The organism is Pseudomonas sp. EA_15y_Pfl1_P101, assembly GCF_963970835.1.
GTDB lineage: Bacteria > Pseudomonadota > Gammaproteobacteria > Pseudomonadales > Pseudomonadaceae > Aquipseudomonas > Aquipseudomonas tritici.
Map to the genome: position 1 here is coordinate 289,671 of NZ_CAXAPA010000008.1, position 16,174 is coordinate 305,844.

At 55.1% G+C, this 16,174-nt stretch carries 26 protein-coding genes; 1 reads left to right on the forward strand and 25 read right to left on the reverse strand.

Annotated elements, in window-relative coordinates:
• The first annotated feature begins 57 nt into the window (after positions 1 to 57).
• Positions 58 to 2,892 (forward strand): excinuclease ABC subunit UvrA, encoded by a 2,835-nt coding sequence (uvrA, locus tag AACY36_RS15285; RefSeq protein WP_339417023.1) that lies wholly within the window; start codon positions 58 to 60, stop codon positions 2,890 to 2,892.
• Positions 2,893 to 2,958: 66 nt separating this feature from the next.
• Here the strand turns inward: uvrA and bfr are convergent, their stop codons facing one another.
• The 25 genes from bfr to rpsS form a co-directional block, all read right to left on the reverse strand.
• The gene (bfr, locus tag AACY36_RS15290; RefSeq protein WP_015886133.1) at positions 2,959 to 3,423 is read right to left on the reverse strand and encodes a bacterioferritin; all 465 of its coding nucleotides are present in this window, start codon (positions 3,421 to 3,423) and stop codon (positions 2,959 to 2,961) included.
• A gap of 155 nt (positions 3,424 to 3,578) precedes the next feature.
• Complete coding sequence (locus tag AACY36_RS15295) at positions 3,579 to 5,027, reverse strand: catalase (RefSeq protein ID WP_339417024.1); 1,449 nt, start codon at positions 5,025 to 5,027, stop codon at positions 3,579 to 3,581.
• A 235-nt stretch (positions 5,028 to 5,262) separates the two neighbouring features.
• Positions 5,263 to 5,649: a 50S ribosomal protein L17 gene (rplQ, locus tag AACY36_RS15300; protein WP_017135967.1), complete on the reverse strand. Its 387-nt coding sequence runs from the start codon at positions 5,647 to 5,649 to the stop codon at positions 5,263 to 5,265.
• Positions 5,650 to 5,690: 41 nt separating this feature from the next.
• Positions 5,691 to 6,692 carry a DNA-directed RNA polymerase subunit alpha gene (locus AACY36_RS15305; RefSeq protein WP_003176403.1) on the reverse strand — a complete coding sequence of 334 codons (1,002 nt, stop codon included), beginning with the start codon at positions 6,690 to 6,692 and terminating at the stop codon, positions 5,691 to 5,693.
• A gap of 22 nt (positions 6,693 to 6,714) precedes the next feature.
• Entirely contained in the window at positions 6,715 to 7,335 is a 621-nt protein-coding gene (gene rpsD, locus AACY36_RS15310) for a 30S ribosomal protein S4 (RefSeq protein WP_003210056.1), read from the reverse strand.
• 18 nt (positions 7,336 to 7,353) lie between these two features.
• Positions 7,354 to 7,743 (reverse strand): 30S ribosomal protein S11, encoded by a 390-nt coding sequence (gene rpsK / locus AACY36_RS15315; RefSeq protein ID WP_002555466.1) that lies wholly within the window; start codon positions 7,741 to 7,743, stop codon positions 7,354 to 7,356.
• A 30-nt stretch (positions 7,744 to 7,773) separates the two neighbouring features.
• Positions 7,774 to 8,130 (reverse strand): 30S ribosomal protein S13, encoded by a 357-nt coding sequence (gene rpsM, locus AACY36_RS15320; RefSeq protein ID WP_003210063.1) that lies wholly within the window; start codon positions 8,128 to 8,130, stop codon positions 7,774 to 7,776.
• A 129-nt stretch (positions 8,131 to 8,259) separates the two neighbouring features.
• Positions 8,260 to 8,376 carry a 50S ribosomal protein L36 gene (gene rpmJ / locus AACY36_RS15325; RefSeq protein ID WP_002555468.1) on the reverse strand — a complete coding sequence of 39 codons (117 nt, stop codon included), beginning with the start codon at positions 8,374 to 8,376 and terminating at the stop codon, positions 8,260 to 8,262.
• A gap of 28 nt (positions 8,377 to 8,404) precedes the next feature.
• On the reverse strand, positions 8,405 to 9,733 hold the full coding sequence (secY, locus tag AACY36_RS15330) for a preprotein translocase subunit SecY (RefSeq protein WP_003176406.1): 1,329 nt from the start codon (positions 9,731 to 9,733) through the stop codon (positions 8,405 to 8,407).
• Positions 9,734 to 10,171 (reverse strand): 50S ribosomal protein L15, encoded by a 438-nt coding sequence (rplO, locus tag AACY36_RS15335; RefSeq protein WP_003176407.1) that lies wholly within the window; start codon positions 10,169 to 10,171, stop codon positions 9,734 to 9,736.
• A 3-nt stretch (positions 10,172 to 10,174) separates the two neighbouring features.
• Positions 10,175 to 10,351 (reverse strand): 50S ribosomal protein L30, encoded by a 177-nt coding sequence (rpmD, locus tag AACY36_RS15340; protein ID WP_003176408.1) that lies wholly within the window; start codon positions 10,349 to 10,351, stop codon positions 10,175 to 10,177.
• Between the two features lie 2 nt (positions 10,352 to 10,353).
• The gene (rpsE, locus tag AACY36_RS15345; protein WP_003176409.1) at positions 10,354 to 10,854 is read right to left on the reverse strand and encodes a 30S ribosomal protein S5; all 501 of its coding nucleotides are present in this window, start codon (positions 10,852 to 10,854) and stop codon (positions 10,354 to 10,356) included.
• A gap of 3 nt (positions 10,855 to 10,857) precedes the next feature.
• The gene (gene rplR / locus AACY36_RS15350; RefSeq protein ID WP_003176410.1) at positions 10,858 to 11,208 is read right to left on the reverse strand and encodes a 50S ribosomal protein L18; all 351 of its coding nucleotides are present in this window, start codon (positions 11,206 to 11,208) and stop codon (positions 10,858 to 10,860) included.
• A gap of 10 nt (positions 11,209 to 11,218) precedes the next feature.
• Complete coding sequence (gene rplF, locus AACY36_RS15355; RefSeq protein WP_003176412.1) at positions 11,219 to 11,752, reverse strand: 50S ribosomal protein L6; 534 nt, start codon at positions 11,750 to 11,752, stop codon at positions 11,219 to 11,221.
• 12 nt (positions 11,753 to 11,764) lie between these two features.
• Positions 11,765 to 12,157: a 30S ribosomal protein S8 gene (gene rpsH, locus AACY36_RS15360; RefSeq protein ID WP_003176413.1), complete on the reverse strand. Its 393-nt coding sequence runs from the start codon at positions 12,155 to 12,157 to the stop codon at positions 11,765 to 11,767.
• A gap of 208 nt (positions 12,158 to 12,365) precedes the next feature.
• Positions 12,366 to 12,671: a 30S ribosomal protein S14 gene (gene rpsN / locus AACY36_RS15365; RefSeq protein WP_003176414.1), complete on the reverse strand. Its 306-nt coding sequence runs from the start codon at positions 12,669 to 12,671 to the stop codon at positions 12,366 to 12,368.
• A 13-nt stretch (positions 12,672 to 12,684) separates the two neighbouring features.
• Positions 12,685 to 13,224, reverse strand: coding sequence for a 50S ribosomal protein L5 (gene rplE, locus AACY36_RS15370; protein ID WP_003176415.1), 540 nt, complete (start codon positions 13,222 to 13,224; stop codon positions 12,685 to 12,687).
• Between the two features lie 20 nt (positions 13,225 to 13,244).
• Positions 13,245 to 13,559 carry a 50S ribosomal protein L24 gene (gene rplX, locus AACY36_RS15375; RefSeq protein WP_003176416.1) on the reverse strand — a complete coding sequence of 105 codons (315 nt, stop codon included), beginning with the start codon at positions 13,557 to 13,559 and terminating at the stop codon, positions 13,245 to 13,247.
• Between the two features lie 11 nt (positions 13,560 to 13,570).
• Entirely contained in the window at positions 13,571 to 13,939 is a 369-nt protein-coding gene (gene rplN / locus AACY36_RS15380) for a 50S ribosomal protein L14 (protein WP_002555479.1), read from the reverse strand.
• Positions 13,940 to 13,962: 23 nt separating this feature from the next.
• Positions 13,963 to 14,229, reverse strand: coding sequence for a 30S ribosomal protein S17 (gene rpsQ, locus AACY36_RS15385; protein ID WP_003176419.1), 267 nt, complete (start codon positions 14,227 to 14,229; stop codon positions 13,963 to 13,965).
• A 2-nt stretch (positions 14,230 to 14,231) separates the two neighbouring features.
• The gene (gene rpmC / locus AACY36_RS15390; RefSeq protein WP_002555481.1) at positions 14,232 to 14,423 is read right to left on the reverse strand and encodes a 50S ribosomal protein L29; all 192 of its coding nucleotides are present in this window, start codon (positions 14,421 to 14,423) and stop codon (positions 14,232 to 14,234) included.
• Positions 14,423 to 14,836 (reverse strand): 50S ribosomal protein L16, encoded by a 414-nt coding sequence (rplP, locus tag AACY36_RS15395; protein ID WP_003232424.1) that lies wholly within the window; start codon positions 14,834 to 14,836, stop codon positions 14,423 to 14,425. Before rplP ends, rpmC begins: the two co-directional genes overlap by 1 nt.
• A gap of 12 nt (positions 14,837 to 14,848) precedes the next feature.
• Complete coding sequence (gene rpsC, locus AACY36_RS15400) at positions 14,849 to 15,535, reverse strand: 30S ribosomal protein S3 (RefSeq protein ID WP_003176422.1); 687 nt, start codon at positions 15,533 to 15,535, stop codon at positions 14,849 to 14,851.
• Between the two features lie 13 nt (positions 15,536 to 15,548).
• Positions 15,549 to 15,881 (reverse strand): 50S ribosomal protein L22, encoded by a 333-nt coding sequence (rplV, locus tag AACY36_RS15405; protein ID WP_003103908.1) that lies wholly within the window; start codon positions 15,879 to 15,881, stop codon positions 15,549 to 15,551.
• A gap of 11 nt (positions 15,882 to 15,892) precedes the next feature.
• On the reverse strand, positions 15,893 to 16,168 hold the full coding sequence (gene rpsS / locus AACY36_RS15410; RefSeq protein ID WP_003232420.1) for a 30S ribosomal protein S19: 276 nt from the start codon (positions 16,166 to 16,168) through the stop codon (positions 15,893 to 15,895).
• Positions 16,169 to 16,174 lie beyond the last annotated feature (6 nt).

Here is a 16,174-nt window from a genome sequence, read left to right on the forward strand (position 1 = left end):
CATCCAGTCTTTAGCCGTATACTCCGGCATTATTTACGCCCGCCGTGCGAGGCCATCTTGGACAAGATCCTGATTCGTGGGGCTAGAACCCACAACCTGAAGAACATCGACCTGACCCTGCCACGGGACAAACTGATTGTCATCACCGGCTTGTCCGGATCCGGCAAATCGTCGCTGGCGTTTGACACGCTGTATGCCGAGGGCCAGCGTCGCTATGTGGAATCGCTGTCGGCCTATGCCCGCCAGTTCCTGTCGATGATGGAAAAGCCCGACGTCGACACCATTGAAGGCCTGTCGCCGGCCATTTCCATCGAGCAAAAATCGACTTCCCATAACCCGCGCTCCACCGTGGGCACCATTACCGAAATCTACGACTACCTGCGTCTGCTGTACGCACGCGTGGGTATTCCGCGTTGCCCGGACCACGATATTCCCCTGGAAGCCCAGACCGTGAGCCAAATGGTCGACTTGGTGCTCGCCCAGCCGGAAGGCGCCAAGCTGATGCTGCTGGCACCGGTGATTCGTGAGCGCAAGGGCGAACACCTTTCCGTCTTCGAAGAACTGCGTGCGCAAGGCTTTGTAAGGGCGCGAATCAACGGCAAGCTCTACGAGCTGGACGAAGCGCCGAAGCTCGACAAGCAGAAGAAGCACTCGATTGATGTGGTAGTCGACCGCTTCAAGGTACGGGCAGACCTGCAGCAGCGCCTTGCGGAATCCTTCGAAACCGCGTTGAAGCTGGCCGACGGCATTGCCCTCGTGGCCCCGATGGATGACGAGCCGGGCGAAGAGATCATCTTCTCCGCGCGCTTTGCTTGCCCGATCTGCGGGCACGCCATCAGTGAGCTGGAACCCAAGCTGTTCTCCTTCAACAACCCGGCCGGCGCGTGCCCGACCTGTGATGGCCTGGGGGTGAAGCAGTTCTTCGACATCAAGCGTCTGGTCAACGGTGACTTGACCCTGGCGGAAGGCGCGATACGTGGCTGGGACAGGCGTAACGTTTACTACTTCCAAATGTTGGGGTCGTTGGCGTCGCATTATAAATTCAGCCTGGAAGTGCCATTCAACCAACTGCCGGCGGACCAACAGAAGGTCATCCTCCACGGCAGTGGTTCGCAGAATGTCGACTTCAAGTACTTGAATGACCGTGGCGATATCGTCAAGCGCTCGCACCCGTTCGAAGGCATCGTGCCGAACCTTGAGCGTCGCTACCGCGAGACTGAATCGGCCAGCGTGCGCGAAGAGTTGGCAAAATTCCTCAGCACCCAGCCTTGCCCGGATTGCCGTGGCACTCGCCTGCGTCGAGAGGCGCGGCATGTGTGGGTGGGCGAGAAGACATTGCCTGCGGTGACCAACCTGCCCATCGGTGATGCCTGCGAGTACTTTGGTGTGCTCAAGTTGACCGGTCGCCGTGGGGAAATCGCCGACAAGATTCTCAAGGAAATTCGCGAGCGGTTGCAGTTCCTGGTCAACGTTGGCCTGGATTACCTGTCGCTGGATCGAAGTGCCGACACCTTGTCTGGTGGTGAAGCCCAGCGAATTCGCTTGGCCAGCCAGATTGGTGCCGGGCTCGTGGGGGTGCTGTACATCCTCGATGAACCGTCGATTGGCTTGCACCAACGCGACAACGATCGCCTGCTGGGCACGCTGAAACACCTTCGGGACATCGGCAACACGGTGATCGTGGTCGAGCACGATGAAGATGCGATTCGCCTGGCGGATTACGTGGTTGATATTGGCCCGGGCGCGGGTGTGCATGGCGGCCATATTGTCGCCGAAGGTACGCCTGCAGAAGTCATGGCCCATCCGGACTCGCTGACCGGCAAGTACTTGTCTGGCCGTGTGAAAATTGCCGTGCCGGCCAAACGTACACCGCGCAACAAGAAGCAGGCGCTGCACCTCAAGGGCGCGCGCGGCAACAACTTGCGCAATGTCGACCTGGAAATTCCGCTGGGCCTGCTGACCTGCGTGACCGGTGTTTCCGGCTCGGGCAAATCAACGCTGATCAACAACACGCTGTTCCCCTTGAGTGCCACCGCCTTGAACGGCGCGACGACTCTGGAAGCGGCTGCTCACGACAGCATCAAGGGTTTGGAGCTGCTGGACAAAGTCGTCGATATCGACCAGAGCCCTATTGGCCGCACGCCGCGTTCCAACCCGGCGACCTACACCGGGTTGTTTACACCCATTCGTGAGTTGTTTGCTGGCGTTCCGGAGTCCCGCTCGCGGGGTTATGGGCCGGGCCGGTTCTCGTTCAACGTCAAGGGCGGTCGCTGTGAAGCGTGCCAAGGCGATGGCTTGATCAAGGTGGAGATGCACTTCCTGCCGGACATTTACGTGCCGTGCGATGTGTGCAAGAGCAAGCGCTATAACCGCGAGACCCTGGAGATCAAATACAAGGGCAAAAGCATCCACGAAACCCTGGAGATGACCATCGAGGAAGCGCGGGTGTTCTTTGACGCGGTTCCGGCGTTGGCGCGCAAGCTGCAGACACTGATGGATGTAGGCCTGTCGTATATCAAGCTGGGTCAATCGGCGACCACGTTGTCCGGTGGTGAGGCGCAACGGGTGAAGCTGTCCCGCGAGTTGTCCAAGCGCGACACCGGCAAGACCCTGTACATCCTCGATGAGCCGACCACCGGCCTGCATTTTGCGGATATACAGCAACTGCTGGACGTGTTGCACCGCCTGCGCGACCACGGCAACACCGTTGTAGTGATCGAGCACAACCTGGATGTGATCAAGACCGCCGACTGGTTGGTTGACTTGGGGCCTGAAGGTGGCTCGAAAGGTGGCCAGATCATCGCGGTAGGCACACCGGAGCAAGTTTCCGAAATGACGCCATCACACACGGGCTTCTACTTGAAGCCGTTACTGGAGCGCGACCGGGCCTGAATTTTTCAGGCCCAATGAAAAGCCCCTGTCACGTTGCGGTGAGAGGGGCTTTTTTGTAGCCGGGAATCAGAACTGCGATTGCAGGTAATTCTCCAAGCCGACCAGCTTGATCAGGCCCAACTGCTTTTCAAGCCAATAGGTATGATCTTCTTCGGTGTCATTCAACTGCACCCGCAGGATTTCCCGGGTGACATAGTCATTATGCTGCTCACAGAGCTCGATGCCTTTGCAGAGCGCGGCACGGACCTTGTACTCGAGGCGCAGGTCGGCAGCGAGCATGTCAGGCACCGTGGTGCCCACATCCAGATCATCGGGACGCATACGTGGCGTGCCTTCGAGCATGAGGATACGGCGCATCAGTGCGTCGGCGTGCTGTGCCTCTTCTTCCATCTCATGGTTGATACGCTCGTAGAGCTCGGTAAAGCCCCAGTCTTCATACATGCGCGAATGGATGAAATATTGGTCACGAGCAGCCAGTTCGCCCGTCAGCAACGTGTTGAGGTAATCGATTACGTCGGGGTGACCTTGCATCGCCCTACATCTCCCTGCTTGAAAGTCTGTAGTTTGAACCATGATGACCCGGAGGTCACGGGATCAACGGCAGAAAAGTGAAGATTTCCCGAGAAAAGTGGCTGAAATAACGCAAAAACCGCCCAATTGAGGGCGGTTCTGCTTATCGTTTAGAGTTAGTTAAGCGATACACCCAGTGCCTTTGCGATTGCTTCTCCATAAGCAGGATCTGCTTTGTAGAAATGCTGCAACTGGCGCTGAACCACATCACTGGAAACGCCCCCCATTGCACCGGCGATGTTGTTGGTGAGCAACGCTTTCTGCTCATCGTTCATCAGGCGGAACAGCGCACCTGCGTGGCTGTAGTAATCGGTGTCTTCCCGGTGATCATAACGGTCAGCAGCACCGCTCAATGCCAACACAGGCTCTGCGTATTGTGGTGCCTGCTTCGGGGCGTCTGCGTAGCTGTTCGGCTCATAATTGGGCGCCGCACCACCGTTGCTGCCAAATGCCATCGAACCATCACGCTGATAGCTGTTCACCTGGTTACGCGGGGCATTCACCGGCAGTTGCTGGTGATTGGTGCCGACGCGGTAACGGTGAGCATCTGCGTATGCGAACACACGACCTTGCAGCATACGGTCTGGCGACAGGCCTACACCTGGCACCATGTTGCTCGGGCCAAACGCAGCCTGCTCCACTTCAGCGAAGTAGTTCTGCGGATTGCGGTTGAGTTCGAGCTCGCCAACCTCGATTAACGGGAACTCCTTCTGCGACCAGGTCTTGGTCACGTCAAAGGGGTTCTCGTAGTGGGCATTAGCCTGGGCCTCCGTCATGATCTGGATGCAGACCCGCCATTTCGGGAAATCACCGCGCTCAATCGCGCCGAACAGATCGCGTTGGGCGTAATCCGGGTCGGTACCGGCCAGGCGCGCGGCCTCAGCCGGCGCCAAGTTCTTGATGCCTTGCTTAGTCTTGTAGTGCCACTTCACCCAGTGGCGCTCGCCATTGGCGTTAATCAGGCTGTAGGTGTGACTGCCGAAGCCGTGCATGTGGCGATAGCCATCAGGGATGCCACGGTCCGAAAACAGAATGGTGACCTGGTGCAGTGCCTCCGGAGAGTGCGACCAGAAGTCCCACATCATCTGAGCGCTTTTGAGATTGCTTTGCGGCAGGCGCTTCTGGGTGTGGATGAAGTCCGGAAACTTTAAAGGATCGCGAATGAAGAACACTGGGGTGTTGTTACCGACGACGTCCCAGTTGCCTTCTTCGGTGTAGAACTTCAAGGCGAAGCCGCGTGGATCGCGCTCGGTATCAGCCGAACCGCGCTCACCACCAACGGTGGAAAAGCGCAAGAAGGTCGGGGTTTGCTTGCCAACAGACTCAAACAACTTGGCGCTGGTGTATTGGGTAATGTCTTGAGTAACCGTAAAAGTACCGAAGGCACCCGAACCTTTCGCGTGCACGCGACGTTCCGGAATGTTTTCACGGTTGAAGTGCGCGAGCTTCTCGATCAGGTGGAAATCGTCGAGCAGCAATGGGCCACGTGGACCGGCGGAACGGGAATTCTGATTGTCCGCAACGGGCGCGCCGCTGGCGGTAGTAAGGATTTTATTCTGGCTCATGCAATCTTCCTCAGGTCGGACTTGGAACTGCCGGCTAGTCGGCTTGGAGGGAGTATTGATCATCGATATGAAGCTATCAAATTTATTAAATTGTCGGCATCGATAGAAAATAACTAACAACATCCCCAGCACTCATAGTGCCGAGCACAGCCCGTGAACGCTTGTAAAATCGCGCTTTTATTACGCACACAAAAAACCGGGCACTAGGCCCGGTTCTTCGTTACAGCTTGTCGTCTTACTCGGCGCTTACAGCTTCGCCGGCAGTAGCACGATCAACCAACTCGACGTACGCCATTGGCGCGTTGTCGCCAGTGCGGAAACCGCACTTGAGGATGCGCAGGTAGCCACCCTCACGGGTAGCGTAACGCTTGCCCAGGTCGTTGAAGAGCTTACCAACGATAGCTTTCGAACGAGTACGGTCGAAAACCAAACGGCGGTTAGCCAGGCTGTCTGTCTTAGCCAAAGTGATCAGCGGCTCAGCAACGCGACGCAGTTCTTTAGCTTTTGGCAGTGTAGTTTTGATCAGCTCGTGCTCGAACAGCGACACCGCCATGTTTTGAAACATGGCCTTGCGGTGCGAGCTGGTACGGCTCAGGTGACGACCACTTTTACGATGACGCATGGTTCATTCCTTACCAAACTCACGTTCGGTGATTACGACGATCAGGCAGTCGCCTTGTCGTCCTTCTTAAGACTTGCAGGCGGCCAGTTGTCGAGGCGCATGCCGAGGGACAGACCGCGGGAGGCCAGAACGTCCTTGATTTCAGTCAAGGATTTCTTGCCGAGGTTCGGAGTCTTCAACAGTTCTACTTCGGTGCGCTGAATCAGGTCACCGATGTAGTAAATGTTTTCCGCCTTAAGGCAGTTAGCCGAACGTACAGTCAGTTCCAGATCGTCAACCGGGCGAAGCAGGATCGGATCGATCTCGTCTTCCTGCTCGATTACCACTGGTTCGCTGTCACCTTTGAGGTCGACGAACGCAGCCAACTGCTGTTGCAGAATGGTTGCAGCGCGGCGTATAGCCTCTTCAGGATCGAGAGTACCGTTGGTTTCCAGATCAATAACCAGCTTGTCCAGGTTAGTACGCTGCTCGACACGGGCGTTTTCCACCACGTATGCGATACGGCGAACCGGGCTGAACGAAGAATCAAGCTGCAAGCGACCAATGCTGCGGCTTTCATCTTCATCGCTCTGACGCGAGTCGGCCGGTTCATAACCACGACCACGAGCTACAGTGAGCTTCATGTTCAGGGCGCCGTTAGACGCCAGGTTAGCGATTACGTGATCGGGATTAACGATCTCGACATCATGATCCAGCTGAATATCGGCAGCGGTAACCACCCCCGAACCCTTCTTCGACAAGGTCAGCGTAACTTCGTCACGGCCGTGCAGCTTGATAGCCAGACCTTTAAGGTTCAACAGGATTTCAATTACGTCTTCCTGTACACCTTCGATGGCGCTGTACTCGTGGAGCACACCGTCAATCTCGGCCTCGACTACTGCACAGCCGGGCATTGAGGACAACAGGATGCGGCGCAGCGCGTTGCCCAGGGTGTGGCCAAAACCACGCTCGAGAGGCTCGAGAGTAATTTTGGCGCGGGTTGGACTGACAACCTGCACATCAATGTGGCGGGGTGTCAGGAACTCATTTACCGAAATCTGCATGGATGCACCTATTTTCTAGCCCTTACTTGGAGTAGAGCTCGACAATCAGGCTTTCGTTGATGTCGGCGGACAGATCACTGCGAGCAGGAACGTTCTTGAAAACGCCCGACTTCTTCTCAGTGTCTACTTCTACCCATTCTACGCGGCCACGTTGGGCACACAGATCGAGAGCTTGGACAATGCGAAGTTGGTTTTTTGCTTTCTCGCGAATCGCGACCACGTCACCAGCACGAACCTGGTAGGACGGGACGTTAACGGTTTGGCCGTTTACGCTGACGGATTTGTGCGATACCAGCTGACGGGATTCGGCGCGAGTCGAACCAAAGCCCATACGGTATACAACGTTGTCCAGACGGCATTCGAGCAGTTGCAGCAGGTTTTCACCGGTTGCACCTTTCTTGCCAGCAGCTTCTTTGTAGTAGCCGCTGAATTGACGCTCGAGAACGCCGTAGATACGACGGACCTTCTGCTTTTCACGCAGTTGGGTGCCGTAATCGGACTGGCGACCGCGGCGTTGGCCGTGGATACCAGGTGCTGCTTCAATGTTGCACTTCGATTCGATCGCGCGCACGCCGCTCTTCAAGAAGAGATCGGTGCCTTCACGACGAGCGAGTTTGCATTTTGGACCAATGTAACGAGCCATTCTTTACAATCTCCTGGATTACACGCGGCGCTTCTTCGGCGGACGGCACCCGTTGTGCGGGATTGGCGTCACGTCGGTGATGCTGGCGATCTTATAGCCACAGCCGTTCAAAGCACGGACAGCAGACTCACGACCTGGACCTGGACCTTTGACGTTAACGTCAAGGTTTTTCAGGCCGTATTCCAGCGCAGCTTGACCAGCACGTTCAGCAGCTACTTGAGCAGCGAACGGGGTGGACTTGCGGGAACCGCGGAAACCCGAACCACCGGAGGTAGCCCAAGAAAGCGCGTTACCTTGACGGTCGGTGATGGTCACGATTGTGTTGTTAAAAGAAGCATGGATGTGGGCGATGCCATCAACCACTGTCTTTTTAACTTTTTTACGAGGACGAGCAGCAGGTTTAGCCATGATAATTTTCCTGTCGATTCGCGTGGGCGATTACTTGCGGATCGGCTTACGCGGACCTTTACGGGTACGCGCGTTAGTCTTGGTACGCTGACCGCGTACTGGAAGACCACGACGATGACGCAGACCACGGTAGCAACCGAGGTCCATCAAACGCTTGATTTTCATGTTGATTTCGCGACGCAGGTCACCTTCAGTGGTGAACTTCGCCACTTCGCCACGCAACAGCTCAATCTGCTCGTCGCTCAGATCTTTGATCTTTGCGGCTGGGTTTACCCCAGTGTCTGCGCAAATTTTCTGCGCAGTAGTGCGACCAACACCATAGATGTAGGTCAGCGAGATAACAGTGTGCTTGTTATCTGGAATGTTAACGCCTGCAATACGGGCCATTCAGTGGGACTCCAATTGACAGCTACCTACGCCCCGGAAGCCAAGAAATAGGGCGCGAGATAATATCGCTGTAATAACAAATAATCAACCCGGCAGCGCACTAGCTGCCGGGCTTCAAGCGGATCACACTCAGCCTTGGCGCTGTTTGTGACGCGGTTCCGCGCTGCAAATTACTCGAACAACACCTTCGCGGCGAATAATCTTGCAGTTACGGCACAGCTTTTTCACCGATGCACGAACTTTCATCACCAACTCCTCGAACCTTATGGGGTACTCAGCGCAACATGCCGCTGCCGTAGCCCTTCAGGTTGGCTTTCTTCATCAGGGATTCGTACTGGTGCGAAACGAGGTGCGATTGTACTTGGGACATGAAGTCCATCACAACCACGACCACGATCAGCAACGAGGTCCCGCCAAGGTAGAACGGAACGTTTGCTGCAACCACCAGGAACTGGGGAAGCAAGCACACGGCCGTCATATATAGAGCACCGAACAGGGTCAAACGGGTCAGAACGCCATCAATGTAGCGTGCAGACTGCTCACCTGGACGGATACCCGGAATAAAGGCACCGGACTTCTTCAGGTTTTCCGCTACGTCTTTCGGATTGAACATCAACGCCGTATAGAAGAAGCAGAAGAAAATAATCCCTGCACTAAACAGCAGAATATTCAACGGCTGACCAGGAGCGATCGACTGAGAGAGGTCCTGCAGCCAGCCCATATTTTCAGACTGACCAAACCAGGTACCCAACGAAGCCGGAAACAGCAAAATGCTGCTCGCGAAAATTGCCGGAATAACGCCGGCCATATTCACTTTCAGCGGCAAGTGGCTGGTCTGCGCAGCAAAAACCTTACGGCCCTGCTGACGCTTGGCGTAATGAACAGCAATACGACGCTGGCCACGCTCAATGAACACCACAAAACCGATAATCGCTACTGCCAGCAAACCGATAGCAACCAAAGCGAAAATATTGATATCACCCTGACGTGCAGACTCGAAAGACTGCCCAATTGCTCTCGGAAGACCGGCGACGATACCTGCGAAAATCAACATCGAGATACCGTTACCAACACCACGCTCAGTAATCTGCTCACCCAGCCACATCATGAACATCGCACCAGCCACAAAAGTGGATACCGCGACGAAATGGAAGCCAAAGTCACCAGTGAACGCAACACCCTGCCCGGCCAGACCAACGGACATGCCGATAGCTTGAACCAAGGCGAGGATGACAGTGCCGTAGCGGGTGTACTGGCTAATCTTGCGACGGCCAGCTTCACCTTCCTTCTTCAACTGCTCCAGCTGCGGGCTGACGGCTGTCATCAGTTGCATGATGATCGATGCCGAAATATACGGCATGATCCCCAGTGCAAAGATACTCATACGTTCCAGCGCGCCGCCGGAAAACATGTTGAACAAGCTAAGAATGGTCCCCTCATTCTGTCGAAACAGGTCTGCGAGTCGGTCCGGGTTGATACCTGGAACCGGGATGTGTGCGCCTATTCGGTAGACGATAATCGCCAGGAACAGAAAACGCAGACGAGCCCAAAGTTCAGACATACCGCCTTTGCCGAGCGCTGAGAGAGCACCTTGCTTAGCCATTTATTCCTCGAACTTGCCGCCAGCTGCTTCGATAGCCGAACGCGCACCTTTGGTGGCGCCGATTCCCTTGCCGATAGTGACAGCGCGAGTCACTTCACCGGACAGCATGATTTTCACACGCTGTACGTTGACGTTGATCACGTTGGCATCTTTCAGGGTCTGCACAGTAACGATGTCGCCTTCCACTTTGGCCAGCTCGGACAAGCGCACTTCTGCGCGGTCCATGGCTTTCAGGGATACGAAACCGAACTTAGGCAGGCGACGATGCAGCGGCTGTTGACCGCCTTCAAAGCCCGGAGCGATTGTGCCACCGGAGCGGGAGGTTTGACCTTTGTGGCCACGGCCACCAGTCTTACCCAAACCGCTACCGATACCACGGCCCGGACGATGCTTTTCGCGACGGGAACCCGGCGCTGGACTCAGATCATTGAGTTTCATCGATTAACCCTCTACACGCAGCATGTAGTAAGCCTTGTTGATCATCCCGCGATTCTCGGGAGTATCCTGGACTTCTACAGTGTGACCGATGCGACGCAGACCCAGACCTTTAACGCACAGTTTGTGGTTAGGGATGCGGCCGGTCATGCTTTTGATCAGCGTTACTTTAACGGTAGCCATGATCAGAAGATCTCCTTGACAGTCAGACCACGCTTCGCAGCGATGGACTCAGGAGATTGCATAGCTTTCAAACCTTTGAAAGTGGCGTGAACCACGTTTACCGGGTTAGTCGAGCCGTAGCACTTGGCCAGAACGTTCTGAACGCCAGCAACTTCGAGGACAGCACGCATAGCGCCGCCTGCGATGATACCGGTACCTTCAGAAGCAGGCTGCATGTACACCTTCGAAGCGCCATGGGCGGACTTCATTGCGTACTGCAGAGTGGTGCCGTTCAGATCAACTTGGATCATGTTGCGACGAGCAGCTTCCATTGCCTTCTGGATCGCGGCAGGCACTTCACGTGACTTGCCACGGCCGAAGCCAACACGCCCTTTACCATCACCAACCACGGTCAACGCGGTGAAAGTGAAGATACGGCCGCCTTTAACGGTTTTGGCTACGCGGTTAACTTGAACCAGCTTCTCAATGTAGCCTTCGTCGCGCTTTTGGTCGTTATTTGACATAACTTAGAACTCCAGCCCAGCTTCACGAGCAGCATCAGCCAGCGCTTTCACGCGACCGTGGTACTTGAAGCCAGAGCGGTCGAAAGCCACTTGCGAGACGCCAGCGGCCTTAGCACGCGTAGCGACCAGCTGGCCAACCTTAGTGGCCGCGTCGATGTTGCCGGTGGCACCATCACGCAGTTCTTTATCCAAAGTCGAGGCGCTTGCCAGGACCTGGTTGCCGTCGGCCGAGATGACCTGGGCGTAGATGTGCTGCGACGAGCGATACACGCAGAGACGCACGACTTCGAGTTCGTGCATTTTCAGGCGTGCTTTGCGAGCGCGACGCAGTCGAGTAACTTTTTTGTCGGTCATTTGCTATGCCCTACTTCTTCTTGGCTTCTTTACGACGGACGACTTCGTCCGCGTAGCGCACACCTTTGCCTTTGTACGGCTCTGGTGGACGGAAGTCGCGGATCTCAGCGGCCACCTGACCTACCAGCTGCTTATCGATGCCCTTGATCAGGATATCGGTTTGGCTAGGGGTCTCAGCGGTGATGCCTTCCGGCAGTTCGTAATCCACTGGGTGCGAGAAGCCAAGGGCCAGGTTCAAAACCGTGCCTTTTGCTTGCGCTTTGTAACCAACACCGACCAGCTGGAGCTTACGCTCGAAGCCTTGGCTTACGCCTTGGACCATGTTGTTTACCAACGCACGCGTGGTACCGGCCATTGCGCGAGTTTGTTGATCGCCATTGCGAGCAGCGAAACGCAGCTCACCAGCTTCTTCAACGATCTCAACGGACGAATGGATGTTCAGTTCAAGAGTGCCCTTGGCACCCTTCACCGAAAGCTGTTGGCCTGCGAATTTTACTTCGACACCAGCTGGCAGCTTAACGGGGTTCTTAGCGACGCGAGACATGCTTATCCCCCCTTAGAACACAGTGCAAAGAACTTCGCCGCCGACACCGGCAGCGCGCGCAGCACGATCCGTCATCACACCTTTGTTGGTGGAGACGATAGACACGCCCAGACCGCCACGAACTTTCGGCAGATCTTCAGCGGACTTGTACTGACGCAGGCCTGGACGGCTAACGCGCTTCACTTCCTCGATGACCGAACGGCCCTCGAAGTACTTCAGCTCGATGGACAGCAGTGGTTTGATTTCGCTGCTGATCTGATAACCCGCAATGTAACCTTCGTCTTTCAGGACTTTGGCAACAGCTACCTTCAACTTGGAAGATGGCATGCTTACGACGGACTTTTCAGCCATCTGGGCATTACGGATACGAGTTAGCATGTCCGCTAACGGGTCCTGCATACTCATGGGCTAGACGCTCCTAATACAAAAAAATTAGCCTTGCGGCTACATATGTCGCCGAGAATCTCCGGGCATAAATAACACGGGCTCAGGCGAGCCGCGTATTTTAAACACACTCCAGAAATGAAACAAGCCCCAAAAGGGGCTTGTTCCAGATTCAAGGTCACCGGCGGTCGTTATCTTGCGATACCGACCACCTGGACGCTGAAAGTACTTACCAGCTGGCTTTAACCAGACCTGGTACGTCACCACGCATTGCCGCTTCACGCAGTTTGTTACGGCCGAGGCCGAACTTGCGGTAAACGCCGTGTGGACGACCGGTCAGGCGGCAGCGGTTACGCATGCGCGAAGCGCTTGCGTCACGTGGCTGCTTCTGCAGAGCAACTGTAGCTTCCCAACGTGCTTCTGGACTTGCGTTCAGATCAACGATGATTGCTTTCAGTGCTGCACGCTTCTTGGCGTACTTGGCAACCGTGAGCTGACGCTTCAGCTCGCGGTTTTTCATGCTCATCTTGGCCATGGTCCTACTCCAATCAGTTGCGGAACGGGAATTTGAAAGCACGCAACAGGGCGCGACCTTCATCATCGTTCTTGGCAGTGGTGGTCAGGGTGATGTCCAGACCGCGGAGAGCATCGATCTTGTCGTAGTCGATTTCCGGGAAGATGATCTGCTCTTTCACGCCCATGCTGTAGTTACCACGACCATCGAAGGACTTGGCATTCAGGCCGCGGAAGTCGCGAACCCGAGGCAGGGAGATCGACAGCAGACGATCCAGGAATTCATACATACGCTCACGGCGCAGAGTCACTTTGACGCCGATCGGCCAACCTTCACGGACTTTAAAGCCAGCGATGGATTTCCGAGCGTAAGTCACAACGACTTTTTGACCGGTGATCTTTTCCAGGTCAGCAACGGCGTGTTCGATGACTTTTTTGTCGCCGACCGCTTCGCCCAGACCCATGTTCAGGGTAATTTTGGTAACGCGTGGAACTTCCATCACGTTCGAAAGCTTAAGTTCTTCCTTAAGTTTCGGTGCGATTTCTTTCCAGTAAATCTCTTTTAGTCGTGCCATGGTCTTCTACCTAGCAGTGTTCAAGCATCAACCGCTTTTTGGGTCGACTTGAAGACACGAATTTTCTTGCCATCTTCTACTTTGAAACCAACGCGGTCAGCCTTGTTGGTTTCACCGTTGAAAATGGCGACGTTAGAAGCGTCCAGTGGAGCTTCTTTCTCGACGATACCGCCTTGTACGCCCGACATCGGGTTAGGCTTGGTATGGCGCTTAACCAGGTTCAGACCACCGATAACCAAACGGTTATTAGCGAGAACCTTAAGCACCTTACCGCGCTTACCTTTGTCTTTGCCGGCGATCACGATGATCTCGTCGTCACGACGAATCTTTTGCATGTCGGATCTCCTTACAGCACTTCTGGGGCGAGCGAGACGATCTTCATGAACTTCTCAGTGCGAAGTTCACGGGTCACTGGCCCAAAGATACGGGTGCCGATCGGCTCTTGCTTGTTGTTCAGAAGAACAGCAGCGTTGCCATCAAAGCGGATAATGGAGCCATCAGCACGACGTACGCCGTGACGAGTGCGGACTACTACAGCAGTCATCACTTGGCCTTTTTTCACTTTACCGCGAGGAATTGCTTCCTTCACGGTAACTTTGATGATGTCACCGATACCAGCGTAACGACGATGGGAGCCACCCAGCACCTTGATGCACATAACACGGCGAGCGCCGCTGTTATCGGCCACATCGAGCATGGATTGAGTCTGAATCATATAATTTCTCCGACCCCTAGTCCTTAGACTTCCACAGCGCGTTCGAGAACATCAACCAATGCCCAAGACTTGGTCTTGGCCAGCGGACGAGTTTCACGAATAGTGACTTTGTCGCCGATGTGGCACTGGTTGGTTTCGTCGTGCGCGTGCAGCTTAGTCGAACGCTTAACATATTTACCGTAGATCGGGTGCTTAACGCGACGCTCGATCAGTACGGTGATGGTTTTGTCCATCTTGTCGCTGACAACACGGCCAGTCAGCGTACGGACAGTCTTTTCGGCTTCAGCCATGATCACTTACCTGCCTGCTGGTTGAGCACAGTCTTCACGCGAGCGATGTCACGCTTAACTTGCGAGAGCAGATGAGACTGCCCCAACTGGCCAGTTGCTTTCTGCATACGCAGATTGAACTGGTCGCGCAGCAAGCCGAGCAATTGCTCGTTCAGCTGCTGTGCGGATTTTTCACGAAGTTCATTCGCTTTCATCACATCACCGTCCGTTTAACAAAGGCGGTGGCGAGCGGCAGCTTTGCAGCAGCCAGGGCAAAAGCCTCACGCGCCAGCTCTTCAGTAACACCCTCGATTTCATACAGGACTTTGCCTGGCTGAATCTGGGCAACCCAGTACTCCACGTTACCCTTACCTTTACCCATACGAACTTCGAGGGGTTTTTTGGAGATAGGCTTGTCCGGGAATACACGGATCCAGATCTTGCCGCCACGTTTAACGTGACGGGTCAGAGCACGACGCGCTGACTCGATCTGACGAGCGGTGAGACGACCACGAGCTACAGACTTCAGCGCGAACTCGCCGAAGCTGACTTTGCTACCGCGCTGAGCCAGACCACGGTTGTGGCCTGTCATCTGCTTGCGGAACTTCGTACGCTTAGGTTGCAACATTTGGCGTACCCCTTACTTAGCAGCTTTTTTACGAGGCGCTGGTGCTTGTGGTTTCAGTTCTTCTTGGCGACCACCAATTACTTCGCCTTTGAAGATCCAAACCTTTACACCGATCACACCGTAAGTGGTGTGAGCTTCGTAGTTGGCATAGTCGATGTCGGCACGCAGGGTGTGCAGTGGCACACGACCTTCGCGATACCATTCAGTACGTGCGATTTCAGCACCGCCGAGACGACCGCTCACTTGGATTTTGATACCTTTGGCACCAATGCGCATGGCGTTCTGTACAGCGCGCTTCATAGCGCGACGGAACATTACGCGACGCTCCAGCTGCTGAGCTACGCTCTGCGCAACCAGCATACCGTCGAGCTCCGGCTTGCGGATCTCTTCGATATTGATGTGCACAGGCACACCCATTTGCTTGGTCAGGTCCTGACGCAGTTTCTCAACATCCTCACCTTTCTTCCCGATAACGATACCTGGACGAGCTGTGTGGATGGTGATACGTGCAGTTTGTGCCGGACGATGGATATCGATACGGCTTACGGACGCGCTTTTTAGTTTGTCTTGGAGATACTCACGCACCTTCAGATCAGCGAACAAATAGTCCGCATAAGTCCGACCGTCTGCGTACCAGACGGAGGTGTGCTCCTTGACGATTCCCAGGCGAATGCCAATGGGATGTACTTTCTGACCCATCTCTTCGACTCCGTTACTTGTCAGCAACCTTGACAGTGATATGGCAAGACCGCTTGACGATGCGATCAGCACGGCCTTTGGCACGTGGCATGATGCGCTTCAGCGAACGCCCTTCGTTGACGAAAACGGTGCTGACCTTCAGATCATCAACGTCTGCGCCTTCGTTATGCTCGGCGTTGGCTACGGCCGACTCCAGCACTTTCTTCATGATCTCGGCGGCTTTCTTACTGCTGAAAGCCAACAGGTTGAGCGCTTCGCCCACCTTCTTCCCGCGGATCTGGTCGGCGACCAAGCGGGCTTTCTGGGCGGAGATTCGAGCGCCCGACAACTTAGCGGCTACTTCCATTTCCTAACCCCTTAACGCTTGGCTTTCTTGTCTGCCACGTGCCCACGATATGTGCGGGTACCGGCAAACTCGCCTAGTTTGTGGCCGACCATGTCTTCGTTCACGAGAACTGGGACGTGCAAGCGACCGTTGTGTACAGCGATGGTCAAACCGACCATTTGTGGCAGGATCATCGAACGACGCGACCAGGTCTTAACTGGTTTGCGATCGTTCTTTTCCGCCGCCACTTCGATCTTCTTCAGTAGGTGAAGATCAATAAAAGGACCTTTTTTCAGAGAACGTGGCACTGTCGT